This window comes from Pseudoalteromonas sp. T1lg75, from assembly GCF_002964705.1.
Taxonomy (GTDB): Bacteria; Pseudomonadota; Gammaproteobacteria; order Enterobacterales; family Alteromonadaceae; genus Pseudoalteromonas.
Genome location: NZ_PQCD01000033.1, coordinates 619794 through 645616, shown reverse-complemented (window position 1 = coordinate 645616; position 25823 = coordinate 619794). Strand labels below are relative to the sequence as shown.

Annotated in this window: 24 protein-coding genes and 1 pseudogene; 6 read left to right on the top strand and 19 right to left on the bottom strand. The window is 48.7% G+C overall.

The genetic code is table 11. The features are described from left to right. Positions 1-54: 54 nt before the first annotated feature. The 11 genes from C2M36_RS09510 to C2M36_RS09460 all read right to left on the bottom strand — a co-directional run bounded on the left by C2M36_RS09510 (position 55) and on the right by C2M36_RS09460 (position 12801). Positions 55-870 (bottom strand): substrate-binding periplasmic protein, encoded by an 816-nt coding sequence (locus C2M36_RS09510; protein WP_158678912.1) that lies wholly within the window; start codon positions 868-870, stop codon positions 55-57. 181 nt (positions 871-1051) lie between these two features. Continuing rightward, positions 1052-2161: an aspartate-semialdehyde dehydrogenase gene (gene asd / locus C2M36_RS09505; RefSeq protein ID WP_105254687.1), complete on the bottom strand. Its 1110-nt coding sequence runs from the start codon at positions 2159-2161 to the stop codon at positions 1052-1054. A gap of 219 nt (positions 2162-2380) precedes the next feature. Then, positions 2381-5104 carry a TonB-dependent receptor domain-containing protein gene (locus C2M36_RS09500; RefSeq protein ID WP_105254686.1) on the bottom strand — a complete coding sequence of 908 codons (2724 nt, stop codon included), beginning with the start codon at positions 5102-5104 and terminating at the stop codon, positions 2381-2383. A gap of 75 nt (positions 5105-5179) precedes the next feature. Further along, on the bottom strand, positions 5180-6787 hold the full coding sequence (locus tag C2M36_RS09495) for a hypothetical protein (RefSeq protein ID WP_234399137.1): 1608 nt from the start codon (positions 6785-6787) through the stop codon (positions 5180-5182). A gap of 251 nt (positions 6788-7038) precedes the next feature. Continuing rightward, positions 7039-8352 carry a tetratricopeptide repeat protein gene (locus tag C2M36_RS09490; RefSeq protein WP_105188931.1) on the bottom strand — a complete coding sequence of 438 codons (1314 nt, stop codon included), beginning with the start codon at positions 8350-8352 and terminating at the stop codon, positions 7039-7041. A gap of 46 nt (positions 8353-8398) precedes the next feature. Then, positions 8399-9004, bottom strand: a complete 606-nt coding sequence (locus tag C2M36_RS09485; protein WP_105188932.1) for an energy transducer TonB — start codon at positions 9002-9004, stop codon at positions 8399-8401. A gap of 10 nt (positions 9005-9014) precedes the next feature. After that, complete coding sequence (locus C2M36_RS09480) at positions 9015-9425, bottom strand: ExbD/TolR family protein (protein WP_105214017.1); 411 nt, start codon at positions 9423-9425, stop codon at positions 9015-9017. Between the two features lie 48 nt (positions 9426-9473). Beyond that, positions 9474-10001 (bottom strand): MotA/TolQ/ExbB proton channel family protein, encoded by a 528-nt coding sequence (locus tag C2M36_RS09475; protein WP_105188934.1) that lies wholly within the window; start codon positions 9999-10001, stop codon positions 9474-9476. A gap of 3 nt (positions 10002-10004) precedes the next feature. Next, the gene (locus C2M36_RS09470; protein WP_442792647.1) at positions 10005-11324 is read right to left on the bottom strand and encodes a MotA/TolQ/ExbB proton channel family protein; all 1320 of its coding nucleotides are present in this window, start codon (positions 11322-11324) and stop codon (positions 10005-10007) included. Positions 11325-11385: 61 nt separating this feature from the next. Then, the gene (locus C2M36_RS09465; protein WP_105254683.1) at positions 11386-12141 is read right to left on the bottom strand and encodes a DUF3450 domain-containing protein; all 756 of its coding nucleotides are present in this window, start codon (positions 12139-12141) and stop codon (positions 11386-11388) included. Between the two features lie 267 nt (positions 12142-12408). Continuing rightward, positions 12409-12801, bottom strand: coding sequence for a DUF3592 domain-containing protein (locus C2M36_RS09460; protein WP_233998368.1), 393 nt, complete (start codon positions 12799-12801; stop codon positions 12409-12411). Between the two features lie 272 nt (positions 12802-13073). On the opposite strand from C2M36_RS09460, the gene C2M36_RS09455 reads away from it, so the two are divergent. Then, entirely contained in the window at positions 13074-13994 is a 921-nt protein-coding gene (locus tag C2M36_RS09455) for a hypothetical protein (protein ID WP_105254682.1), read from the top strand. Between the two features lie 255 nt (positions 13995-14249). On the opposite strand, the gene C2M36_RS09450 is transcribed toward C2M36_RS09455, so the two are convergent. Next, a complete protein-coding gene (locus C2M36_RS09450) occupies positions 14250-15521 on the bottom strand; it encodes a sugar MFS transporter (RefSeq protein WP_105254681.1) in 1272 nt (423 codons plus the stop codon). Between the two features lie 232 nt (positions 15522-15753). Between C2M36_RS09450 and C2M36_RS09445 the strand changes: the two genes are divergently transcribed. Further along, positions 15754-16203 carry a hypothetical protein gene (locus C2M36_RS09445; protein ID WP_105254680.1) on the top strand — a complete coding sequence of 150 codons (450 nt, stop codon included), beginning with the start codon at positions 15754-15756 and terminating at the stop codon, positions 16201-16203. Positions 16204-16227: 24 nt separating this feature from the next. Here the strand turns inward: C2M36_RS09445 and C2M36_RS09440 are convergent, their stop codons facing one another. The 3 genes from C2M36_RS09440 to C2M36_RS09430 all read right to left on the bottom strand — a co-directional run bounded on the left by C2M36_RS09440 (position 16228) and on the right by C2M36_RS09430 (position 18136). Further along, positions 16228-16725 carry a YcgN family cysteine cluster protein gene (locus C2M36_RS09440; RefSeq protein ID WP_105254679.1) on the bottom strand — a complete coding sequence of 166 codons (498 nt, stop codon included), beginning with the start codon at positions 16723-16725 and terminating at the stop codon, positions 16228-16230. Positions 16726-16773: 48 nt separating this feature from the next. Then, complete coding sequence (locus tag C2M36_RS09435) at positions 16774-17763, bottom strand: lytic murein transglycosylase (protein ID WP_233998386.1); 990 nt, start codon at positions 17761-17763, stop codon at positions 16774-16776. Positions 17764-17854: 91 nt separating this feature from the next. After that, complete coding sequence (locus C2M36_RS09430; RefSeq protein WP_105189319.1) at positions 17855-18136, bottom strand: YcgL domain-containing protein; 282 nt, start codon at positions 18134-18136, stop codon at positions 17855-17857. Positions 18137-18317: 181 nt separating this feature from the next. On the opposite strand from C2M36_RS09430, the gene minC reads away from it, so the two are divergent. From minC to minE, 3 genes are read left to right on the top strand one after another with little or no spacing between them, the layout of a single operon-like run. Next, positions 18318-19046, top strand: coding sequence for a septum site-determining protein MinC (minC, locus tag C2M36_RS09425; RefSeq protein WP_105254678.1), 729 nt, complete (start codon positions 18318-18320; stop codon positions 19044-19046). A gap of 5 nt (positions 19047-19051) precedes the next feature. Then, the gene (gene minD / locus C2M36_RS09420) at positions 19052-19861 is read left to right on the top strand and encodes a septum site-determining protein MinD (RefSeq protein ID WP_105188941.1); all 810 of its coding nucleotides are present in this window, start codon (positions 19052-19054) and stop codon (positions 19859-19861) included. Position 19862: 1 nt separating this feature from the next. Next, entirely contained in the window at positions 19863-20123 is a 261-nt protein-coding gene (minE, locus tag C2M36_RS09415; protein WP_105188942.1) for a cell division topological specificity factor MinE, read from the top strand. An 83-nt stretch (positions 20124-20206) separates the two neighbouring features. On the opposite strand, the gene C2M36_RS09410 is transcribed toward minE, so the two are convergent. Beyond that, the gene (locus C2M36_RS09410; RefSeq protein ID WP_234399136.1) at positions 20207-21382 is read right to left on the bottom strand and encodes a tetratricopeptide repeat protein; all 1176 of its coding nucleotides are present in this window, start codon (positions 21380-21382) and stop codon (positions 20207-20209) included. A gap of 249 nt (positions 21383-21631) precedes the next feature. Here C2M36_RS09410 and C2M36_RS09405 point away from each other — a divergent pair, with 249 nt between their 5' ends. Then, a complete protein-coding gene (locus C2M36_RS09405; RefSeq protein WP_105254676.1) occupies positions 21632-22111 on the top strand; it encodes an acyloxyacyl hydrolase in 480 nt (159 codons plus the stop codon). Between the two features lie 21 nt (positions 22112-22132). On the opposite strand, the gene C2M36_RS09400 is transcribed toward C2M36_RS09405, so the two are convergent. The 3 genes and pseudogenes from C2M36_RS09400 to fadD all read right to left on the bottom strand — a co-directional run bounded on the left by C2M36_RS09400 (position 22133) and on the right by fadD (position 25620). Further along, entirely contained in the window at positions 22133-22756 is a 624-nt protein-coding gene (locus C2M36_RS09400; RefSeq protein WP_105188944.1) for a DUF1294 domain-containing protein, read from the bottom strand. Between the two features lie 12 nt (positions 22757-22768). Continuing rightward, positions 22769-23910: pseudogene (gene rnd / locus C2M36_RS09395) on the bottom strand (ribonuclease D). A 45-nt stretch (positions 23911-23955) separates the two neighbouring features. Then, positions 23956-25620 carry a long-chain-fatty-acid--CoA ligase FadD gene (gene fadD, locus C2M36_RS09390; protein ID WP_105188946.1) on the bottom strand — a complete coding sequence of 555 codons (1665 nt, stop codon included), beginning with the start codon at positions 25618-25620 and terminating at the stop codon, positions 23956-23958. Positions 25621-25823 lie beyond the last annotated feature (203 nt).

The window sequence follows — 25823 nt, the reverse complement described above, 5'->3', positions numbered from 1 at the left end:
AAAGTGCTAGGTAAAGCTTAATACATATTTGAATTTTTACTTTAAAATCATAACCTACTGAGCATCGACGGGGTTATTTTTGGGCGTTTCAGCTGGCTCCTCGGTACCATGGTATTTAGCTATGATCTGATCAAGCGCCCCGCTCGATTGCAACTGACTCAGTAGCCTGTTGGTGTACATCATATTGATTTTACCGTTATCGGTGCGCGGAAAACGAAACTGATAGGGACTAGTATGTACCTTGAAGTCAGACTTCACTAAACTACTCGTTAATTGGGGATGTTTGGCGGCTAGATAGTCAAACACCCGCTCGGCCATCACCACTGCATTAACACCACTTTGCTCGGTGTTTTGCAGTGCTTTAATCATATTCAAGTCACTGTAAAAATTCTTCCTGGTTAACAGCGCCTTGGCAAACAAGGGGTCTAAACTTGGATACACATATTCATAGCGCCCTGCTACCACCAGCGGTTGCGGCTCGGTGTGCGAGAACGCCACAAAGTCATCCAGGCTGGAATAATCGCCGCCATCCGCACGCAAAATTAACACATCATGGATCTGGGCAATGGGCTGACTCCAGTAATAGTTATCACCGTCTTTACACCAGTTTTGCGAGTCAAAAAGAAAATCCAGTTGCCCCTCGGCAAGCAGTTTTAAGGAATGGCGGGCATAGGGAGCGGCCACATAGGCGTGATCGCTGGTTCGGTTTAGTGCCTTAAGCATATCGGGGATAATGCCCTGCGTGGGTTCACCGGTAATGCTAAAAGGCGGAAAATGATCCGGATAAGCGCCCTTGAGTTCATGGGCAAAACTGGTGTGAGTGGCCAGTACCACCAGCGACAAAAGCAGCGCTCTTAATACCTTAGTCATCCTTTCCTTCTTGCCTTCGAGAAAGCGCATCAATTTACCAGTCATAGACAGAGTATATCCCTATGTATCAGACTGTTACCTAGATTTATGCTAGGCGAGAATGGGGCGATTGTCCACCGCCATCGGGCATTATAAGGCACTAAAAAAGCGGCGCATAGGCCGCTTTTCAGGATTCATTGGTTTATCCGCAGATGATCCGCAACATGCGACGCAGCGGCTCGGCGGCGCCCCACAAGAGTTGGTCGCCCACGGTAAAGGCGCTGATGTATTTTGGCCCCATGCTTAGCTTACGAATACGGCCTACCGGAATACGCAGGGTTCCCGCCACATTTACCGGCGTGAGCTCCTTGCTTGATGTCTCGCGGTCGTTAGCAATTACCTCAACCCAGTCGTTATGGGCACCAAGGATCTCTTCAATCTCGCTGACGCTGATATCTTCGCGTAACTTGATGGTTAGCGCCTGAGCATGGCAACGCATCATGCCGACACGCACACATAAACCATCGACGGGAATAGGCTGTTTGCTGGAGCCGAGGATTTTATTGGCTTCAACCTCGGCTTTCCATTCTTCCTTGCTTTGCCCCGACGGCATGGGTACATCAATCCAGGGGATCAAGCTGCCAGCCAGCGGCACACCGAACTGGTCGCAGGCCAAGGAGCCGTCTTGCATTTTAGTCGCCACTTTTTTATCTATATCGACAATAGCGGCACTTGGGTCTTGTACCTGGTCGACCACCACCTCATGGAGTTGCCCCATTTGCACCAGCAGCTCTTTCATGTTGCGGGCACCGGCACCGGAGGCCGCCTGGTAGGTCATGGGACTGACCCATTCGATCAAATCGCGTTCAAATAATCCGCCCAGGGCTAATAACATTAAGGAAACGGTGCAGTTACCGCCGACAAAGGTTTTAACGCCCTGCTCCAGGCCTTGCTCGATCACGTCCTTATTTACCGGGTCGAGCACAATAATACTTTCATCGCTCATGCGCAGTGCCGAAGCGGCATCGATCCAATAGCCCTGCCAGCCCTTATCACGCAGGCTTTGGTAAACTTCATGGGTGTAGTCGCCACCCTGACAGGTCAAGATAATGTCCATTTGCGCCAGCGCTTCAAGATCATAGGCACTTTGCAATGGCTTAGGGGTACCGGCAATGTCCGGACCCAACTGGCCGGTTTGCGAGGTGGTAAAAAAGGTCACGTCAATATGCGCAAAGTCCTGCTCTTGTTGCATGCGCTCAAGCAGTACGGAGCCAACCATACCGCGCCAGCCGACTAGGCCTACTTTTTTCATTACTTTTTCCTTTTGAAAAATAAGTTCAACATATTGCGTGAGTCCCCTAAGTGTATACCTAGGTATGGGCTGACAATAACACTGCTTGGCGCTTTACTCTAGTGGCAGGACTACAACTTAAATTTATTTCATATATTGGGTGGGTTTTTACGCCTGTGACAAGGCTTCGGGCATAAAAAAACCCAGCAACTGCTGGGTTTTTAATTTAGGTGCTAAGGGTTAGAATTCGTAAGCGAAGTCTAAGCTAAACTCCATCGGTTTTTCACTTTCGCGGATCAGCACATCGTTTTGTTCCACTTCAAAGTCTTGTCCAAGCATGTTCTTGGCTTTGAACGTCACCGTGGTGTTAAACGTTGGGTAGTAGCTGTATACCAAATCGAGTGAGTGCATTGGCTGCTCATAAGCATCATCAAAGTTATTCACGCCTGCGGCGAGAATACGGTCACCGAATACGTTGTAAATCAGTGATGCTTGATGCATGCCGTTGTGCGAGTCATAGTTCAACTGCAAGTTAGCAACATACTCAGAGTGACCTGTCATGCGGCGCTTAAGATTAGTCAAGTCGCCACGTTGTGATTCCAAGATTTCTACTTCTGAATCACTCACCGTCAGGTTACCCGAGGTGAAGAAGGCACCACCGAGCAAATCACTGTGCAATTCGGTTAACCACTCCGCCTCAATACCATAGACATAGGCGTTATCGGCGTTATCAAATTGCAGTGTGAAGCGGCCATCGCTTTCGGTCAACAAGGCTTCAATCGGCTTATCTATATCCTTATAGAAGGCACCCACAGAGTAGTTATCGCCGTTGTCCATGTAGAATTCAACACGGGCATCGAAGTTGTCCAGGTGGCTCGACTTCAAGAACGGATTACCCAATGTACGATAATCGGTTAATGGGTCCTGGAACTGTACCGGACTCAGTTCACGCAAGTCTGGACGAACTACAGTACGACCATAACCAAAGCGCAGTTGGTAACCCTCTTGACTGTAAGTCATAGACAGTGACGAGAAGTACTCGTCTTCCATCACGGTTGCCTGCTCAATGGCCTCGGCACTTAGCTTGTCTTCAAGTAGGGCTGGGTCAAACGCCGAGCGTGAGAACGCCAACGCCACTTGACGGAAGTCTTCATAGCGTACACCGCCACTTAAACGCCAGTCTTCGGCGAACGTTAGATCGAATGAGCCATAGTAAGCATCAATCATCTGCGCCGCGAGGTAATCGTCTGCAGTTGGCTCTTGGAACAACAACTCGACTTCGGTGTTGTCAACTACGCTGTCATCCTTGAAAAAGCTACCAATAGACAGCGCTTCTTCTTCCGATTGCGCCAACTCTAACGACTGCGTTTGACCAAAACGGTAGTTAAAGAAGTCGGTACGATAATCACGGGTTTTCTCAATGAAGTAACCGCCACCAGCCAACTCAAGGTTGCCGCCTTCAAAGTAGAATGCCCTATTAACATTCACACCCCAGTTCTCAACCTTGTCTTCTAAATCGACAAAGCGATACAGATAAGGGTTACCACCCAGACTGCCGTTATAGAAGGTACGCTTATACTGACCATTTTCATACTCATCACGAACCGTCACTTCCAGCTCACCTGGGATTTCCGTGGTTGCTTCTGAGTCGGTGTATTGCCAATCGATGCCAATACCCGATAAAAAGCCCCAATCCAGGTTATGCATTCCGCGCAGTTGAAGAATATCGAGTTCACGCTCTTCAAACGAGGTGAGATGGCTACGCTGCAGCTGACCATCGGCAATACTCAAAGACTTAGACGGCTCCTGGTACAGTGATACCGAGGCTTCGTCTTCGCTATCGCGTAGCTTCATGTAGGTCGCGGTAAGATCGTGACCGTCAAGCTTATAACCAAGGTTCACCGAGGTATTCAACTTAACATTATGCTTGGTTGATACTTTTTTATCCGAGGCCGAGTAACAAGTGAAATCGTCTTGTGAACATGTAAATTCTGACGCATCGACAGAAGACAGTACCGCACTGAATTGCTCTGAGTTAGACCATTCGTTTTCGTAAGCAACCGAGGTTAAAAACCCGAATGAACCGCCCAAGCCGAACAGGTCATCGAAGCGGTCGCCATAGACGGCCTTCACATCGAAGTCCGGATCCAGGCTTTCTTCTTCCAGGCCAAAATCACGAGGCAGGGCTTTAGTTAATTGCTTATTGATTGCAATGGCAGCGTCCTGGCCAATATCGGAACCCAGACGTTGTGACTCGATTTCGCGAATATTACGAATAGAGATATCCGACAAACCGTTCACATAAGTATTAAGTGCATCTTTAACCAAGGTTGGCATGGCACGTGTACCGTCATCGGTACCTAACCAATCATCATCGCCACCATTGTAGGTGTAGCCTTCATCGTTGGTGTCCTTATAGGCAGCACCGATTTCGAATTTAAACACCATATCGCTCGGGATACTCTTGGTGCGAATGTTTACATCACCACCACCAAAGGCTGCCGGCATATTCGGTGAATAGGCTTTTTGCACCGCCAGTGATTCGATAATGCTCGATGGAAAGATATCCAAAGGGATGACGTTACGGGTCAAGTCAGGACTTGGTACCGTCGCACCATTTAAACGCACACTTGAATAACGCTCACCCAGACCACGTACATAAATAAACTTATCGTTTACCAGGGACAGGCCGGTTACACGGCGTAACGCCGATGCCGCATCGCTGTCGCCGGTACGGGAGATTTGCTCTGAGCCCATGATATCGGCAACGAATGCCTGATTTTTACGCTCCTCAATTACCGCACTGGCGCTCCCTTTCAAGCGTGTCCCAGTGGCCACAACTTCCTCGATGGCATCTTCATTAATCACATCTTCTGCATCTGCTGCGTAAGAGGAAAAAGAAGAGAAAAGCGAGAGCATGGATAAAGTAATTAAGTTCGCTTTAAACTGCTTATATTGTTTCATAATTTCATCCTCTAAACCGGAAATTCCTTGAACAAAGGCGCCGAAGCGCCTTTTTTACATCAGAACTGGTCTAGATTAGTTATCAGCACGAGCAAGTGATGCAGCTACGAACTGAGCCCACTCGCTAGTTTCGCCTTCTTGAAGCGCACCAACATAACCAGCGTTAGTGAAGAAAGAATTTACCGCACTCATGTCTTTTGCAGTTACGGCTACTACGTTGCCATCGGCATCAGTCATTGACGTTTTAGTAGATACGCCATCGGCACCAACTACGTTCGCGAAATCAGCAAAACCGATAAGCTGGTTGTTTTCGCCAGACGTGAACCATGTCTGAGCATCAAAGCCCGCTAGGTCACCTGTTAGCGCAGTGTTCACAGTTTCAAAGTTCTTGCCACAGGCAAATACCGAGCTCATGAAAGCAATATCGCCATTGTTTGCATTGGCGTGTACGCCCGCTGCACCTGATAGGTCTTTTTCGTTGTACAGGTCAAAACAGCCAGCGCCATCTACAGAAGAAGAGTTAACGAACAGCATGTTAGCCAGTTGCGCTTTACCCCATTCTTTCATTTCCATGCCGGCGCCAGTACGACGACCTTCGGCACCCTGGTCACCCGTAGTAACCACGGTAGCGTTAGAAATGATTGGGTTAGAAACGGTTGTTACCAGGTTTTGACCGTCTGTTGATAGCGGGTCAACTTTAGCACCATCTGTCTCAAAGCCGTGGTTACCGTATTGGTTAGAACGTACCAGGATAAACTGACCGTTACCTTTCCAGCCTTCATCCCAGTCGATACCGTCATCGCCTGTTTCTGTAACAACGATGTGTTTAAGGTCAACGCTACCACCGAATAGTTCGATACCATCGTCAAAACCATTGTGCACGTGTACGTAGTCGATTGTTGTACCAGAACCTACCGCGTTAAGTGTTAGGCCGTTTAGCTCGTCACCTTCAACACCGAAACCTGCGTATTTGATAACGATGTGCTTAAGGACACCGCTGTTATCCGCTGGATCGTTACCGCCATAGTATGAAACGATACCTTCAGCTGAGTGGTTACACATGTCTTGCGCCGCAGCGTCCGCAGAACAACGGATAGAATGGCCACGACCATTGATCTGTACACCACCCCAGTCACCGATTTGAGCCGTAGTGGTGTCATCACCGTCTACTTCTTTAATACTGGTGAAGATGATTGGCTTGTCTATTTCACCAATTGCTTCGATGTTTGCGCCACGAGCGATACGAATAAAGCTTTCAGGCTTGGTGAAGGCAATGGTTGCACCCGCTTCAATCGTTAGCGTTGGGCCGTCACCATCGATAACAGCACCCGTTGATGTATCAACATCATCACCGATAAATAGTGCGCCTTCAAAAATGTGAGCACCGTTATTGTCTAGAGCAGGAATAACAAATGAGCTTGTGATTTCTTTAGCGTTGCTAGCGAACGCCTGGCTGTACAGACAGTTTGCACCTTCTGCTTCACCGGTGAATTCAGCACCGTCCAGGGTATAGCTGGCACAGTTTAGCGTTTCACCAGTACCGCCATTACCAGAATTGTCTACCGAATTGTCCACACTGTTATCTATGTTAGTAGGGGTAATATTCACATCGCCACCACAGGCAGCAAGTGTTACAGCAGAAGCCACAAGGCTGACTTTGAAAAAGTCTGAAAGTTTCATCATAAACTCCGTAGTTCAAAAATTTTATATTGTTAGCGCAGTTATTTAGCTGATGGTTAAGATACGGAAGGTTTATGACACTCGGGTGACATAAATTTAAAGAAACAGTGACAATGTAAATATTTTATAAGTTATTGTAAAAAAGGAAAAAGCCACCCTAAGGCGGCTTTGGTGTTGCGATTATATTTCAAGAAAACGTTATTTTTATTCTAAAATTGAGAAATAATAATAAAACAATAAAAATAATTTAAAGATTATAAAAGCGCTTGTTTTAATGTCTCTGCGTGTAACTTTTCGTTCTTCACGTATTTGATCCATTGTTGGGCTAAACGCTCCGAGCGCTTGTGCTTTTCAGCCTGCTCGAATGCCAAAATAGAAGCATCGAAGTTTTGCAGGTTAAATTGCGCCATCCCCAGGGCCACATAGGCGTTCGATTCAAAGTCCAGACCACCCTTATCCAGCGCCTCACGGGCGGCATCGGCTGCCTCGGAGAACTGCTCAAGGTTGATATACACCTCGGCCAGGCGCTGATCATAAATGCCAGATTGCTCAGCCGCTGCGGCTTTTTCAAAGAAGCCGATGGCCTTACGCTCTTCCTTAGCCTGCACATAGGCTTCGGCGATAAAGGCATTGTTTTTGACATTGTCTTCGATGATGCCCTTGGCCTGGGCTTGTTTCATTACCTTGGCAGCCTTATAAGGCAAGCCGTTAAACATATAGATTTGCGCCAGGTTGCGAAGGTCCCCTCTGGTTTTGAGATAACCCTGCTGGTATGCGGCTTCTATGGTGTCCAACTGATCCTTTTCACGCCCTACTTCGCCGTACATACCGCTGAGCTGTACCCAGTATTCCGGTTTGTTGTATAAGGCAATCATCTTCTCCAGCACGCTGACCACCATTTTCGGCTGCTGCAGCGAGTAATACAGGGCACGCTGCAAGACCAGCCAGTTTTCTTTCGGGGTTTTGCCGTCTTTTTCGGCCAGGGTAATGGCCGTGTTGATGGCGCCAAGGGCGTCATCATACTTGTTCATTTGATAGAAGGCCTGAGACTTAAGCACATAATAGCTGTCCGGCTTGGGCTTGGTATTGACCTTATCCCATCTATTTAGATAGGCAACCGAGCCCTGGTAGTCTTCATTGGCCATCGACAACTGCGCCAACGAGAACAAGGTGCTCAACTGCAACGACTCGGGAATGGCGTCTTCGGCAACCACCTGCTCAAACGCCTTAATGGCTTCGGGCAAACGGTTTTCGTTGTAATAGATAAAGCCGTAGAAGTTATACATCATGGCTTTTTCATAGGCGTTCATGCTTGATGAGCGCTCTTTCACCGAATCCAATGCCGCCAGACCGCCGGCCACATCGCCGTCATCGGCCATTTTTTGCGCCCGCGCCAGTTGGCTGTACACCTTATCGCGCAGCGCCGGTACGCGCTTGGTCTTTTGCTCGCCTTGCTCGGCATGGGCAGAGGCCAGGGCCACACCCGGGATCATGCTGGCCATGCTCGGCAGCACTAAGGTTGCCGATGTTAAGCCGGCAAAAAGAAACAGTGAGTTCAACTTGTTCATAGTAAACCTCTAAAATCGCAACCTGTGCCCCGCAGGGCACAGTTTATTAACCATTAATCTCGAAGCTGATGCGGTTTTGTACGCCGCCTACTTCCACCGCTTCGCCATTGACGATGCGCGGCTTATATTTAAACTTCAGCGCGGCATCCATGGCGGCACGGTCAAAGATTGACTCGGGCTCGGCCTTGAGCACCTTGGGATCGCGCACCGTGCCTTGCTTGGTCACGGTAAATTCAACGATCACATAGCCTTCGATACCACGGGATAAGGCGCGACGCGGATACACGGGCGACACCTTAACGATCGGCAGGTATTCGCCGTCGCTGCTTTCCAGTGCCAAACCATTACCCAGGTCAACATCGGCGCTGATATCGGCGCTAAAGTCGAAGTTGGCATTGCTGGCATTGGCATCGCTACTTTGTGTTTGCGGTGACTCCAACGGCGGCGGTGGCTCTTTGGGTGTCGGTGGTTTTTGCGGCTTACGCTCTTTCTTCTCCACCGTTTCTTCTTGCTTTAAGCGCACGAAGTCAAGCACGTTGCCTTTGGCCGGTTCGGTCATCGCACCTTCACCGCCGTTGATCAGCGCCTGCATGCCCAAAAACAGCATAAAGGTCACGACCGCGGCGATAATTAAAGCGATTAAATAACGCATCTATCGCTCCTTAGGCTTCTTGCGCGGCGATGGATACATCAAACACACCGGCGGCGCGGGCGGCGTCCATTACCTTGATCAAGGTGTCCGTGGTGGCCTTCTTATCGGCCTGGATCACCACACTACCCTGTGGGTTTTCCGCTTTTAGGCGCTCGATATTGGCCTGTACCGCACGTACGTCTACCTGACGCTTGTTGATCCAAATCTCGCCTTCATCGGAAATGGCCACCAATATGCTGGCACGTTCCTTCTTCACCGCGGTGGCGGCTTCAGGGCGGTTTACATCAATACCCGCTTCTTTAACGAACGAGGCGGTAACGATAAAGAAGATAAGCATGATGAAGACCACGTCGAGCATGGGCGTCATGTTGATTTCTTCGGCTTCTTCTTCTTGAAAAATTTTACCTAATGGGGCTCTCATTTTACTCTCCTTGCCTGCGCCAAAGCGCAGGCAGATAATCATCGCAACTTAGTGGTCCAGGACCATCTTGTCTTCTAACAATTCGACTTCTCGTTTGGCGCGGCGCTGTAAAAAGGTCGAGGCAAATACCCCGGATAGCGCGCCAACCATGCCAGCCATGGTGGGGATGGTCGCTTTGGACACCCCCGAGGCCATAGAGCGAGCACTGCCGGTGCCAGTAACCGCCATGACATCGAATACCTCGATCATGCCGGTAACCGTACCTAACAAACCAAGCAGTGGACACAAGGCCACCATCACGTTGATCAAAGCCAGGTTGGTGTTTAGTTTCATCCCAGCTCTTGAGATCATCGCTTGGCGAATTTGCTCGGCATTCCAGCTATTGCGCTCCGGACGGTTGTACCAATCGGACCGCACCGATTTTTTGTACTTCACATAACCACCGAAGAAGTACATAAAGCGCTCAAGTATTAGCAACCACATGGCGAAGATGAGGATGCCGATGACCAGGAGAACCTGGCCACCTGTGTCGAGAAAATCACGAATTGCATTGATCCAATCAATCAATAGCACCATGATTTACGCTCCTTTTTCGCTGCGCTCAGCAATCAGGCCGGCACTTTGCTCTTGTAGAATCAACAGCAGGTTCTTAGAGCGCGTATTCAGTAGCGTGTATAGGAATACCGTTGGGATGGCCACAACCAGACCCAATACCGTAGTTACCAGAGCTTGCGAGATACCGCCGGCCATGAGTTTAGGGTCACCGGTACCAAACAAGGTGATGGCCTGGAAGGTGTTGATCATACCGGTTACCGTACCCAGTAGACCCAGCAGTGGGGCTACCACAGAGATGATCTTGATCAGCGTCAGGTTACGGGTGATCTTCGGCATTTCACGCAGGATGGCTTCCGATAGCTTCAGCTCTAATGTGTCGTGGGCTACATCGGGATACTGATCTTTAACCTTCATCACACGGCCAAGCGGGTTGTCATCACGAGCTACGCTGTCTTTAAGCTGACGACGGATTTTGCCGCCGATAAGCATAAGTGAGATAAAGCGCTCAAGGGCGATGATCAGTGCCAAGGCACCTACCGCAAGGATCACATAACCTACCGTGCCACCTTGGTGTACACGCTCTTCGGTATCAGGGGCTTGTACCAATAGGCCTAGGATAGAACCACCTGTTGGGTCCAGGGCGAACTGCACAAAACCGTCTTTTGACTGTTGTAGCTCGGCGGCACTTGAGGTGTAACGGGCAACCGGCTGACGCGTCAGCTCAGACAAGGTATTGGTTACATTGTTGTATTCAAGGTATTTGCCATCGGCAACCAGGTTAAAGGCACCGACACGCAATACTTCTTTGTTCTCTTTGGCGCCACCGGCGACGATCACTTCAGTGTTAAAGCGTGATACCTTGCCCTGCTCTGTCATTTCGCGCTGTAGTTCGAACCACACCTGCTCGATGTCTTCGATAGAAGCAAGTTTAGAGGTTGAGCCCATTTGCTGCGCCAGCTCGTCCATAAACACATCACGACCTTGCAGCTCGGCAGACACCACTGAAGTGGCAAACTTGTTTGAGCTGTCGCCGGCTACCTGTTGCAGCACACCGAATAGCTCTTTTAACGTACCCATGCGGTTTTGCAGGGTGTCGCTTAGCTGTGCCAGCTTTACTTCATTGTCTTCAAACGCGGTTTCTAAACGCTCAGACTCTTGCAGCTTGGCGTTACGTGTTTGCTCGGCGCTGCGCAACATTTGCAGTTGCTCGCTTTGACGGGCCAGGAAGGCCTTTTCACGCTCCTGGTTTTCTTGAGACTGAGCAATCTTGCCCTGCTGTAGGGTCTTTAATAGCGCGTCCAGGTCCATGGCGTCATTGGCCATCGCCGCGTGCGACATTGCCATAGTGGCCACTAATGCGGCGCTTTGGGTAAATTTTTTCACTAATTTCATCGTCAATACCTTCTTATTCCGCAGCTTGAACAGGCAGGGTTAACATGTCTGGGGCTAACTGCTTACGAGCAATGCGTAAGCCTTTGCTGATTTGGCTAATGCTTGAGTCCGGCAGGTTAACAAAGGCTTTTTGCTCTTTGTCCCAGGCACCGGCTTGCTTGCCATCGCGGGTAAGGTAAATAAGCTCAAGACGTCCGATGCGTAGGAAGTCCACCTCGCGCTCGGTGCCATTGACATCCAGTAAACTGGTGTAGGCTTCGATCGTGCGGCCATAGTCCACTTCCACCTGGTAGGCTTCCAGGACACGACGGAATTTTTCGCTCGATGTGACATCGGCGCGGTCCATCATTTCACTCAGCTTGGCAATGCGCTCGTTACGCTCTTGTGTAAGGAAAGGCACGTCCAGGGCAACAAACTGCTCAAGGCCTTCGATCATACGCAGCATCAGCGGCGTGATTTGACGCTCAATCACCGATACCTGATCCATAGAGGCATTGATATTGGCCATTTCTTCGACCTGGTTGGCCACTTGCTTGGTTAGCTGAGCGTTGTACACGCTAAGGCCATCGATCTCTTTATTGAGTGCCTTAAACTTTTGCAAACGGGTTTGCATGTTGTCGGCAATCGTGTCTATTTTTGTTTGAGATTGCGTGGCTAATTGGTTGATCTCACCACTTTTTTGTTTAACTGTCTGAAGTTCATTGGCCATTAACTGTGAGCTGCTAGCAGCCACCAGTGAAGCCAATATCAGGGGTTTAACGCCTTTCATCGCATACACCTTATTTTGAGCTTAATGCTGTACCGGATTTCCGGCACGAATGTAAGATGAGCGAAAGTCTAGAGAACGAAAGTGACAGCCGTGTTGCGCAAATAATACACTTTAGTTACAAATGTCATACAAATGTCTTATATGGATTTACTCAGACAAAAGGACAGGTTATTTCCGTATGGGGACGACTTTGGCAGAGTTACTGCCGCAGTCAGGCACTGAGCGGCAGAAGTGGATTAAGGTGCTTTAATAAGACGGCGGCTGTGCTTAGCCACCGAGTCCAAAGTACAAGGCGGGAGCCGAAAGGCCAACAAAGATAAGGCCCAGCACATAGCCATTGCCCTTGGCCAGGCGGCCATTGGCTTCGTCACCACGCTGGTATAACACCTCGGCCGTACGCCCTACGGGGACCACTTTGCTGTTAAAGGACGTTTTTGAGATAACCACAAAACGCTGGCCATTGACCGAATACTCAAAATGCGGCCGATATTGCATGCGTTGGTGTCCATCCGAGTTCTTGCTGAGATACTCATCATAGGCAATTATTTTGCCCTGTGTTTTAAGAGCACTTTTATTAAAACGGTAATAGTCGAAAAGGATATACGCACCAACAGCTGCAAAGACAACCCCACCAAATAACGGCACTAAATTAATATTCATCGTCTCTCTTCATTTATAATCACAATCAAATTTATATCATTATTTTGCAAGGATATGAATTATAAAGAATAACTGGTTAAGTTCTAATTTAATATCATCACCGTAATTTGCACCCTGCTGCCCTTGCCACTATATTCTCTGAGGCTTAACTCAGCCCTAGTGCTGAATCATCTTAAGACGTATACACATAATCGACGTATTTCTTTATGAGCAGCATTTTAGCTGTTGCGCCTTTGTTCGTTGTTAAAGAAACAATTTCTAAAGGACATGCAATGAATAAATTAACTATGGTGAGTGCCGCGCTCTGTCTCGCAATGGGAACTTCAGTCTACGCCGCTCCTGGAGGCGGTGAGCAAGGTAGCACCAATGGACAACCCTTTAAAACCATCAACGAGCGCATCGATATTCTTGAAATGGAGTTAGGCGATGCCATCGCCCTTATTAACAACCGCCTCGACCTCATAGAGCAGGAGCAGTTGGAACAGAACGCACGAATCGATTTTCTAATGACCGCACTGACCGCATTGGAAATGCGCGTAACCACCAATGAAAATCATATTGCCACCTTAACGGCGATTCAAGATTTGCAGGGTCAGTTGATCGATGCCCTGAGAACAGATCTGACGGCATTAGAAATACGCGTAGCGCAAAATGAAAACGATATCGCCGCCTTGGTCCTTGCGGATGCGGCCATGCAGGCGCTGATCACGGCCATCCAAGGAGAGATAGTCACCATCAATGCCCGTATCGATGCTAATGATACGGATATCTCCGCGCTACAGCAGCGCGCCAGTGAATTAGAGCAACAATTGCTTATAGTTAGTGCCGAGCTGCAAACAAAACAGGCTCGGGTCACAGGCATTTGCGAGCCAGGCTCCTCAATACGTGAGATCTTCGAAAACGGCGATGTAACCTGTGAACCCACCAATGCAGCTGGCGTTACGGCCTTGAACACCTACCGCAGTAGCGGTGTCATCGAGACCAGTAACAATCTCCGCAGTGTAACCGACGATAGATATTGCCTTAGCGGTGACCGTGTTGTCGGCGGCGGACATTTATTGGCAGGAGGACAAGGCAGCGTGCTCGCTAGCTACCCAATCAGCGACGGCGGATGGCGTATCACCGGGGACTTTAATTCCGCTGGCAAGCGCACACTGACGACCTATGCCCTGTGTGTTGGTGCTAGCCAATAATACGATTTACCTAGAGCGCAACTTTAAAGTGCTGCTATGACATGCTCATGCCGATACCAAAGTGTCGGCATTTTAATTCGGACTTACCGCGTATCGTCAACCCCAAAAATCGGAACGTTCCAAGTCAATGTTGCCCCATCGGCTTATGAATACGTATTCACAAGCGGGCACAAAAAAGCCGACAAGCGTTAAAACTTGTCGGCCCTAGATAACACCGCGGCGTGCATTCAAGTACGCCGGGCGTAACGAAAGTAATTAGTTATCTAGTTTTTTACGCCACTGACCGAGTAGCTTCGGCAGGCTCATGGCGTACCAGGCGATAAATACGTAACATACCAGGGGTACGTAGAAGCTGGTTTGCAGACCAATGCTATCGGCCATATAACCTTGCAGTAAGGGCACCAGTGCCCCACCGACTATGGCCAGACACAACCAACCCGAGCCACGGCTGGTTAACGAGCTCAGTGAGTCGATAGCCAGGGTGAAGATGGTCGGGAACATGATGGAATTAAACAAACCAATCGCCAGCACAGACCACATGGCCAACTTACCGCTGCTGTTAATACTGATCACCAATAATAATATGGTGGCACAGGCGTTAAATAGCAGCGCCTTGTTCGCCGCCACTTTTTGCAATACCGCCGAGCCGATAAAGCGCCCGACCATGGCACCGCCCCAGTAATAGGCAATCAGGTGCGCTGCTTCATGCTCTTGCAGTCCGGCAATGTGCGCCTCACCGAAATAGTTCACCAAAAAGCTGCCTATGGCAACCTCGCCACCGACATAACAAAAGATAGCCAATACCCCAAACACCAGGTGTGGCGCTTCGGTCAAAGAGTGGTTTTTTGCTTTGCAATCATACTCTTCACTGTGGGATTCAATGACCGGCAATTTCAAAATGGCGAACACCACGGCGATGGTGAGCAGTGCCGCTGCCAACATTAGATAGGGCACCTTCACACTGTCGGCGGTGGCGGCTTCGGCTGCCAGTGCGGCACTGCCACCAAAGAGTAAAAACTTACCAACGATAGGGCCGACCGTGGTACCAAGCGAGTTCAATGCTTGTGCCAGGTTTAAACGACTGGGTGCGGTTTTCGCGGGACCAAGTGCGGCAACATAAGGGTTTGCCGACACCTGCAAGATGGTCACACCGGACGCCAGAACAAATAAGGCGGTTAAGAACAACCAGTATTCATGTACCGCTACCGCAGGGTAAAACAATAAACAGCCGGTTGAAGCGATCAACAAACCGCTGACCACGCCATTTTTATAGCCGAACCGTTTAACCAGGTAACCGGCCGGCAAGGACATAATAAAATAAGCACCAAAGAAGCAAAACTGGATCAGCATGGCTTCCGTATAGCTGAGATCGAATACCGCTTTAAGGCGCGGGATAAGAAGGTCATTTAGAACTGTAATAAAACCCCATAGAAAAAACAGGGTGGTCATGGCTGCAAGCGGCAAAGTGTAGTTACTGTTTTTTTCTGTCGCTGCAACGTAGGCCTGATTGTTGTTTATCTCACTCACGAATCATTCTCCGTCTACTTGTTGATTTTGATTCTACACAGCAATTTAACAAGGTCACAAAAAAATAACTGGAACGTTCCAGCTATATAATTCAATACTTGCACCTTGGTTAACCCCGAGTATCGCCAATGCGGAAGGTACGATCGAATAAAAAACAAGCAGCCATAGCCAAACACCCTATACTAAAGGCGTTTGTTTGCACCGGTGCAACAAACAATACAGGAGACATGATATGAACAGGTATGCCTTGTTACTCAGTGCAGTGCTGACCTTTGCCGCTAGCAATGTACATGCTGAACTCGAAGTCTATAAAGATTACGATCTGGGCACATCGATTCTTGAGGTCACCACAGTCAAAGTTGATCCCAATATGGGCGATCTTTACTTAGAAGGACTGCGTGACACCTGGGTCAAAGCAGTAAAAATGCAGAAAGAGCTTGGATACATTAAAGATTGGAAAATCTATGCCAGTGATTTACCCATCAGTGGCGATTTCAATTTAGTGTTAGTGGTGTGGTTTGAAAATGCCGCCGACCTTGAACCAAACAAGGAAAAGTACCAGGCCTTTATGAAAAAGTGGGGCGAGGAAAACCAAGAGAACTCCCGCAAAATTTCCAAAGAATACCCCAAGATCAGAACGCTGACCGGTCAATACCGCATGCGTGAAGTCATTATGAAGTAACCCTTTAAACGCTACCGGGATACCTTAATCGCAATCATAGGTTGGCCATTCGGCAATATGGTCTTCAAACTCTTCAAGAGGAACATCCGAGTCTTTTACCGTTTTATTGCGTACGCTGATCCCCGCCGCATGCATTTTTGACTTTTTGCCTTTATTTAACAGCGGATGCCAACTAGCCAGTCCCCGCCCCTCTTGTAACCGTCGGTAACTACAGCTTTTAGGCATAAAAAAGATATCGGCAATATTGTCCTTGGTCAGCTTAACGCACGAGGGCACTAGGGTTTGACGCTTCTCATACTGCGTACAGCTGCAGCTTTTATTATCCAAATATTGGCATACGATATTGGTAAATATCAGCTCTTCGCCGGGACGCAGCTGATCCGTGGGACTAAAGTCATCTTCATCCTCACTGTCGATAAAGGTGTTCAGACAACACTTGCCACAACCATCACAAATGGCTTCCCATTCCTTGTCGCTCATTTGCGCCAAGGTTTTAGTCTGCCAAAATTTATCATCTACCATAAAAAACGCCCCAATTAATCGGGGCGTAGTATAACAAAACCTAGAGCCTTAGTTAATGGCCGGATAGGCGATGCGATCCGATAAATAACCGACACTGGTTGCAAAGTAGTATGAACGGTTCCAGTTCATCAGCGCCTTGTAATTATCATAGGCCAGGTACATGCGACCCTTGATGTCATCGGGCATCACTAAGGCGGCGGTGATTTCGCGCTGCGGTAAATCCGTGCCATCCATGCGTCTAAGGCCCAGTTCCTGCCACTGACTTAGGGAGCGCTCCGAATCAGACCAGTGCTCCAGCCATTGCTTGTGGGTGCGGGTGCCACGTTGCAAGATCGCCTGTGTGTCGAAATCTGCAGGGAGTTTTACCTGGCGGCCCCAGGTTAGCTCGTCATTCCAGCCCACACTCTTTAAGTAATTAGCGATAGAGGCAAACGCATCTTCTTCTGTTGTCCAGATATCCTTGCGACCGTCGCCGTTATAGTCCACCGCATAGGCGTTAAAGGAGGTTGGCATAAACTGCGTCTGCCCCATGGCACCGGCCCATGAACCTTTAAAGTGCTCCAGATCGATATGCCCTTCTTTAAGGATATCGAGTGCGGCCCAGAGCTGGCGCTTATACAAGGCCTCGCGGCGGCCGTCATAGGCTAAAGTCACCAAACTGGAAATAACAGGATGACCGCCCTGAATACGCCCGAAGTTACTTTCTAAGCCCCACAAGGCAACGATAAAGCGTGCCTGAACGCCGTACTCTGTAGCTATTTTTTCCAAGGTCCCCTGGTGCTTTTTATACAGCTCACGGGCCTTGTCAATCTTCCACTGAGGTACACGCTTAGGTAAATAGGTCTCGAGGGTTTCTTTTACCTCGGGCTGGTTTTTATCGGCGCTGATCACCTTAGGCTTAAACTTGATGGTGGCAAACGCGGTATCAAGCAGCTCCTGGCTATAGCCCTTTTCCAAGGCTTCATCTTTTAGCTTGGTAACATAAGCGTCAAAGGCGACTTGTTGCTCTTCAACACTTTTTATCTGCGAGTTTGCCAGAGTGGGATAGGATAGCGTCGCCGCCACTGCCAGGCTTAGGCTAGACAGGGTTGCGGGTTTAAAGGCGCTGGCTAAATACTTGCTGATTTTTTTAATCACGCTCTACTCCATTTTGCTTTCTAAATTCGTCCAACATGTTTTCGGTTGGCGGGGGTAACTGTAAATAAAACCCCTGCTCACTTAATTGTTCCTTAACCTTAGCAAGATCCGCCAAGGCTAGCTGTGTTTTTGTTGCCAGATTAATCAACATAACAAATTGCGGTGTGCCAAACATGTCCATAAGCGGTTGTGGAACATCGGAAAAATCATCTCTTTTTGGCAAGTAAAGGTAGGTATCTGCTTTTTTCTTACTCTTATATACTGCGCACAGCATGGTTAGGGCCTTTAAGTTGTTGCGAAACACACCTTGACACTATACCATGAGAGCTAAATCATGTGGTAAGTTTAGTGGCCAAAGCTCAACACCAAGGCCTAACCAAAGTCAGCCCCATTGCAAGTTTGTACCGACTTTTCTTGGTGATAATTAATAACAGGCCACACAAGTACGAGCGCTTATGTCGGAACAATTATTCGAATTAAAAGGGAACCTCTTCACGCTGTCGGTGTTACGCCTGCTAACATCTGATTTGAGCGCATTGAGCGAACAGCTTGATGCCAAAATTTCCCAAGCACCTAAATTCTTCGCCGGTGCCCCTATTGTTGTCAATCTTGAAGCGCTCGATGGCGCCGAACTCGACTTTTCTCAACTGCACGCACTGCTAAAACGTTTAGCCTTTAATCCCGTGGGCGTCTGCAGTGGTTCGGATGAACAACATCAGCAGGCTAAAACGGCCGGTTTTTCTGTGCTCAACTACGCCAAAGATAATCAGCAGGCCAAAGCACCAGTCAAGACGCCTTCTAAACCCGCAGTTGCACCCGCAGTTGCACCCGCAGTTACAGCCGAGCCAGAACCAACCATGGTTGTGGAAGGCACGGTGCGCTCTGGGCAACAGGTGTATGCCAAAGGTCGGGATCTGATAGTGCTTGGCGCGGTAAGTCACGGCGCCGAGGTGATCGCCGATGGCCATATTCATATTTACGGCACCTTGCGTGGTCGTGCCATTGCCGGCGCGCAGGGTGATAAAAACGCCACAATCTTCTGTCAAAAACTCGAGGCCGAATTGGTTTCAGTGAACGGCAGTTATTGGATCAGTGACTCACTGCAAGGTGAACTATGGGGGCAAGCCGCCTGCATTCGCCAACGCCAAGACTCACTTCATATATCAGCTTTGGTTAAAGGATAAAACTCATGGCAAAAATTATTGTCGTTACTTCTGGTAAAGGCGGCGTAGGCAAAACAACCTCTAGCGCTGCAATTGGTACTGGCCTTGCTCTTAAGGGCTTTAAAACGGCGATTATCGATTTCGATATTGGCCTGCGTAACCTGGATTTGATCATGGGCTGTGAGCGCCGGGTGGTTTATGACTTCGTCAACGTTATCAATGGCGAAGCCAATCTTAACCAGGCACTGATCAAGGATAAGCGCGTCGATAAGCTCTATATCCTACCGGCATCGCAAACGCGTGACAAAGACGCGCTAACCAAAGAAGGCGTTGAAAAGGTCCTTAACGAGTTAAAGAACGATTTTGACTTTATCGTTTGTGACTCACCGGCCGGTATTGAAGCCGGTGCCATGATGGCCCTGTACTTCGCCGATGAAGCCATTGTTACCACTAACCCGGAAGTGTCATCGGTTCGCGACTCGGATCGCATCCTCGGCATTTTGCAGAGCAAATCACGCCGAGCCGAAGAAGGCCTGGAGCCGGTAAAAGAGCACCTGCTCCTGACCCGTTATAACCCAGAGCGTGTACAGCGCGGAGAAATGCTGTCGGTAGAAGACGTTAACGATATTCTTGCCATCGACCTACTAGGCGTTATTCCAGAGTCGCAAGCGGTACTCAACGCATCGAACCAGGGCCAGCCCGTGGTATTGGACAACGAGTCGGATGCCGGCCAAGCTTATCTAGATGCCATTAACCGCCTGCTTGGTGAACAAATTGAGTTCCGCTTTTTGGATGTAGAGAAACGCGGCCTATTCAAACGGATTTTTGGAGGATAATGTGTCTTTACTCGATTATTTTCGTTCAGAAAAGAAAACCAGCGCCTCAATGGCCAAGGAGCGACTGCAGATCATAGTCGCTCACGAACGGTCACAGCGCGGTACACCCGATTACTTGCCGCAACTTAAGCAAGATATTCTTGATGTGATCCGCAAGTACGTCGCCATCGATGCCGATGCCGTGCAGGTGCAGCTGGAACAAAATGAAGACGATTTAGCGGTATTAGAGCTAAACGTAACGCTACCCGACGAAGAAAGATAATCGTTTTTTTGGGTGCAAAAAAAGGAAGCCAAGGTGCTTCCTTTTTTATTGTGCCAAGTTTCACATGCTTGCCATAAGTCGACTTATTCCGAGCGTTCAGTGGCTAATTTCGACTTATAGGCTGCAAGATGCTGTTGCAGATTGTTCTGATGCCACGGCACCATGTTCTTGGATTTCTCAACCGCCGTTGTTTGCAGCGCAATGGCCTTGTCGATTTGCCCAAGCCCGTCGTAGGCTGCGGCCAGATCCGCATAGGCATAAGCGGAATCTGGGTACAGGGCAATCACCTTTTCGTAGATGGCCAGCGCTTCATCAGGATTGCTATCAAGCTTAGATTTAGCCAATGCCTTCAAAGAGCTTTGCGCCGAGACCTCAAAGCCGTATTTACGTGTAGACAAGACTTGATAATGCGCAATAATGGCGTCAACGCCCTGTTGTGAAATGGCCGAGTCTGGCGCCAGCGGGGTATGATAATCTGCAAATAGCAATTCTATTGCCTCAACGACCGCCAAGACGGGGCGACTCATATAATGGCGCTTATCATTAAGATGTGTATGCCATTCGAGCTCTGCGGGTGCATATTCCGCAAGCGCATCGGCAAAGGCCATTGTGTCTTCTCGGTTACCCTGTTCATACCTATGCTCACCCATGGCCAAATACACAAAGCGCATTTTATCGTTAAGTTTAGGCAACTGAGTTTTGGCGTTTGAACTTATCGCCAAAAAGTCATCGGCCAATGAAGGCGAGGCAATAATATAGGCGTCGAATAACTGTGGACGATTAAGTAAGGCATAGAGACCAAACGCCCCATTACCCATAAAGCCGCTAAAAATTCTAAAGTCGTGGGTGCGGTACTTTTTGTCTATTTGCGCCAACACCTGAGTCTCAAGAAATGTCAGCAACTCGGCATCACTTGGATTCTCCGCCGTCTTATTAAACAAAGCAGCATATTCGCTGTGATAGGAAGCAGGCGTTACTACCAGGGTTTCCAGCCAGGGCCATTCGCCATTGTGACTGAGCCAATCCTGTAAACCACTGAGGTGAGGTTGGCTACGCGGGTGTGGATCAAACAACACCAGATAACGCTTATCGGGCTCATTAGCATAGCTGGCCGGTAAGGTAACGTTAAAGTCCATCGGCTCTTTAAAGCCTGCATACGCGACACTGACTTTCTCGATAGGGGTCAAGGTAGCAACATCCAAAGCCCAACTTTTCACCACTACACATAGTGACATGCTCAACACCAACAACCTAATCATCTGATATCCCTGTTATTTATAATTTTTGATGTTTTAACATACAGATTCGGGATTACCTAGTCGAGTATTAAATCGACAACGCATTAGCAAACAAGAAAATGGTCTTTGCTATCGCGCTGGACAAGTTCGCCGATTGCGACAACACTAAATTAAGGGACGGATCTGGCTAAGGCGGTGTTAGCCAGTATGGAACGCACGGACAAAAAGACAATTAGTTAGAACCTAATAAATTTTACGGATGCCGCTTTGATGAAACGAACTATTCCTTGTGTTGCAGTACTCGCTTTATTTACCTTACCCGTGAACGCCGCCGATGAAAGCTTGTCGGTGAGTGTTGGTATTGCCGGTTGGGCCATATTTGATGAATTCGATGAATTTGCCCTTCATGCCGACTATGAACTTAAGCCGGTGCAGGACTTGTGGGGACTGCAACCACGAATGCTGGTGATAATTGCCGAGCACGATCAAAAATATTACGGCCTAGGTGCGGCTAAAGCCTTTACCATCAATGATGATTGGAGCTGGGGCATAGCCAGTCATGTGGGTTATGCCCATAACCTGGACTCATTGGGCTACGACCTTGAATTCTATAGTTATCTATTCACTAAATACAAACTCACCAAGGAGCACCGAGTTCGCGCGGAAATAGGCCATATTTCCAATGCCGGGTTTGGCGAAACCAATCCGGGCTCGGAGAGTATAGTCATGAGTTACTCATATCATTTTTAATTGCCAATGACGGCAAAAGCGCTAGTACAAGCTAGCGCTAATCTTGTCGAGTAAGACTTGACCGTCACTGCCACACAACCAGGCCACGGCCGCCAGGTTGACCAATACGCAGAGCCAAAAGACGAACAAAAAAGAGCCCTTCTTAGATTTATGTCTAAATTTATTTTGTGCCATAAAGGCACCGGGCCAACCACCGAGTAAAGCCAACACCTGCAGCGTGCTTTCCGGTGTGCGCCACTGGTTGTTCTGGGCCTTCGCTTTATCACGCCCGTAAGCAATAAAGGTGATAAGGCTTAACAATAAATAAAGCGGCACAAACCACAGTGGCAACTTGCCAACTAAAATCGCAGCGACAATAAAAAGGCAACCTGCTGCTACGGTGAGATTACCTAGCGTCCTTGTCTGTCCCGGTCTTTTTTTTGCCCGGCGTTTATGATCGGCCGCAAAACTGATATCCACCGCTTGTGCACGCCCTTGCTTGTCTCGGGCACCTTGATAAACGATTAAATCACCGTTTTGAGGGCGGCGCGTCCTTTTCTTAAAGGCCTTGATATGCACAAATAAGCGCTCGCCCCCACCATTGGGTTGCACAAAGCCAAACCCTTTTTCATCATTCCATTGCTCGATTTTTCCTTGGTACTTCATTTACTCTGCACCCTACTCCTGCGCGCCCGGCACCCACTTGTTCAATACCTCGACAAGGTAGCCACTGCGCCATGGCTGTAAAATATCCGGCGCCATAAGTATTTGACGCTCTTCATCGGTTAACTTCCAGTTCCAACTGATCAACTGATTTATTTGCTTTTTACTCGCAAACACATCAGCCGGGATACCGCTGTCTTTGCTCACCGCGGTGATCTTTTGCTTGATGTCCTTGGCGGCCTGCTTGTAACCGCGATAATCCATCAAACGCATGACCCGAGCCGGTAACTGTTCCTCGCTTAACTCCCTGGCGCGCTCAATACAGGCGAGCATTTCGCGACCCGAGCGATTAACCTCCATGGCATCAACACCGGGAATGTTGCGCATGCTGTTCAAAGAGCTTGGGCGACGTTTGGCGATTTCCACCATGTTTGCTTCTTTGCGATAAAATTCAGTGCCAGATTTTTACGTTGTGCCTTTTCTCGTCGCCACATGGCCAACTCACGCAGTGCCGCCAAGTCCCTCGGGTTAAGTTGCCAGGCCCCTTTCACATCTCGGTATAAAAGCTCATCCGGGGTAGTAAATGCACGCTTTTGAGAAATTAATTGTGACTCGGCAATAACGATATCGAACCAACCCTTGGCATTGATTTCTTCCACAATTTGCTCGAAACAAGGCAGTAAATGGGCAACATCAGCAGCGGCATAGGTAAGCTGGCTATCACGCAGTGGTCTTTGCAGCCAGTTGGTACGTGACTCGCTTTTGTCGATCTCAATACCCAAGCGCACATTCACCATGGCGGCGAAACCGACGCAGTTACCCGAGCCTAACAGCTGCAGGGCGAACTGGGTATCGAACAGTGGCGCCGGGACAAAGCCAGCAAAGTTTTGAAATACTTCGATGTCTTCCGAGGGCGAGTGTAATACCTTTAACACTTCGGGCTTTTGCAATAATGCCCAAAGGGCGCCTAAATCTAACTCTGCCAGCGGATCGATCAGTGCCAGGTGCTGGCCGTCAAAAACCTGTAATAAGGCAATTTCTGGATAAAGTGTTCGGCGGCGCATAAACTCGGTGTCGATGGCGAGCACCTTTGCATTGCTGATCGCGTCGACAAATGTATCCAACGCCCCTTGCTCAGTGATTAACTGATATTCCACTTGTACTCCTTAAAAACAAACCGGCTATTGCCGGTCTGTTCATCGCTATTTTTGTTCGTCTTTTAATGCACGTCGCAGTATTTTCCCGACGTTGGTTTTTGGCAATTCATCACGAAATTCCACCAACTTAGGAACCTTATAATTCGTCAGGTTATCACGACAATGCTTTATTATATCCTTTTCCGTTAAAGACGGGTCCTTTTTAACAACAAATACTTTTACTTGCTCGCCGCTGATCTCGTGGGGCACGCCAATGGCGGCAACTTCTAACACCCCTTCATGGTCGGCAATCACTTCTTCAATTTCATTAGGGAAGACATTAAAACCGGAAACCAGGATCATGTCTTTCTTACGGTCAACAATATAGAAGAAGCCTTCGTCATCGTAGGTGGCGATATCACCGGTGGCAAACCAGCCATCTTTTAAGCATTCGGCAGTGGCATCGGGGCGGTTATAATAGCCTTTCATTACCTGCGGGCCTTTCACCCACAGCTCACCCGGCTCTCCCTTAGGCGCTTCTTCCCCATTATCCAGCATCAGCTTGATGTCGGTGCTCGGTGCTGGCAGGCCGATTGAGCCATTGTAACCGTCAAGATCGTAAGGGCTGACGGTTACCAGCGGAGAACACTCGGTTAAACCGTAGCCTTCTACCAGGCGCGTACCAGTGACCTTTTGCCAGCGCTCCGCCACCGGGCGTTGCACCGCCATGCCGCCACCGAGTGACATTTTCAAATTAGAAAAGTCGATATCGGCGAAGCCGTCGGTATTCAATAAACCGTTAAACAGGGTGTTCACCCCAGTGACCACGGTGAACTTGTTGCTTTTAAGCTCTTTGACAAAGCCCTTCATATCACGGGGGTTGGTGATCAGCAGGTTCATACCGCCGTACTTCATGAAGGTCAGACAGTTCGCGGTCAATGCAAAGATATGATAAAGCGGCAAGGCCGTCACCACGATTTCTTTGCCACGCTCAAGAATATTATCCAAACAGCCGGACACCTGCTCCAGGTTGCCCACCATGTTGCCGTGAGTCAGCATGGCCCCTTTCGACACTCCGGTAGTACCGCCTGTATATTGCAAAAAGGCCAGATCATCTAAGGTTACCTGGGGACGTTGATAGGTGGCCACATTGCCCTTTTTCATCACCTCGGTGAAGGGAATGGTGTTTTTTAGCTGATAGGCCGGCACCATTTTCTTGATATATTTCACCACAAAGTTGACCAGGTGCTTCTTCAGGCCGCCAACCATATCGCCCACTTCGGTGACGATCACATGCTTAACCTGAGTATGGGCAATGGCTTTTTCCAGAGTATGGGCAAAATTAGCGAGAATAAAGATGGCATCCGCCTCGGAGTCATTCAATTGATGCTCGAGCTCACGCGCCGTGTATAAGGGGTTTACGTTAACCACCACACAGCCGGCACGTAATACGCCTAAAATACTTACCGGCGTTTGCAGAAGATTAGGCATCATCACCGCGACTTTAGAGCCGGGCTTAAGACCAAGGTCATTGTTAATGTAAGACGCGACCTTTTTGGTGGCTTCGTCAAGCTGCTGATAACTCAGCGTCACACCCATATTTTTAAATGCAGGCAGGTGTGCAAAATCACTAAAACTTTTTTCAAACAGTGTCAGTAAAGAGTCGTAATGAGCGGGATCGATGGTTTCTGGGCAACCCTTCGGATAACGCTTAAGCCAGATTTTCTCCACACTAGGCTCCTATTAATTTGTTCTTATAATGGTTTATCTTAGAAGTCATGAGTCACGGCGTAATCAGGGCACGACGCCAAACTAATGTGCGTATGGCTCGCTGCTGGGCGGCCGGTTTATCGCACTACTAACCTTAATCTAAGTTGATATTTTTAACAATTGAGCAAAAGCTCTAATTTCAGCGATATTCCCATATTTACGGC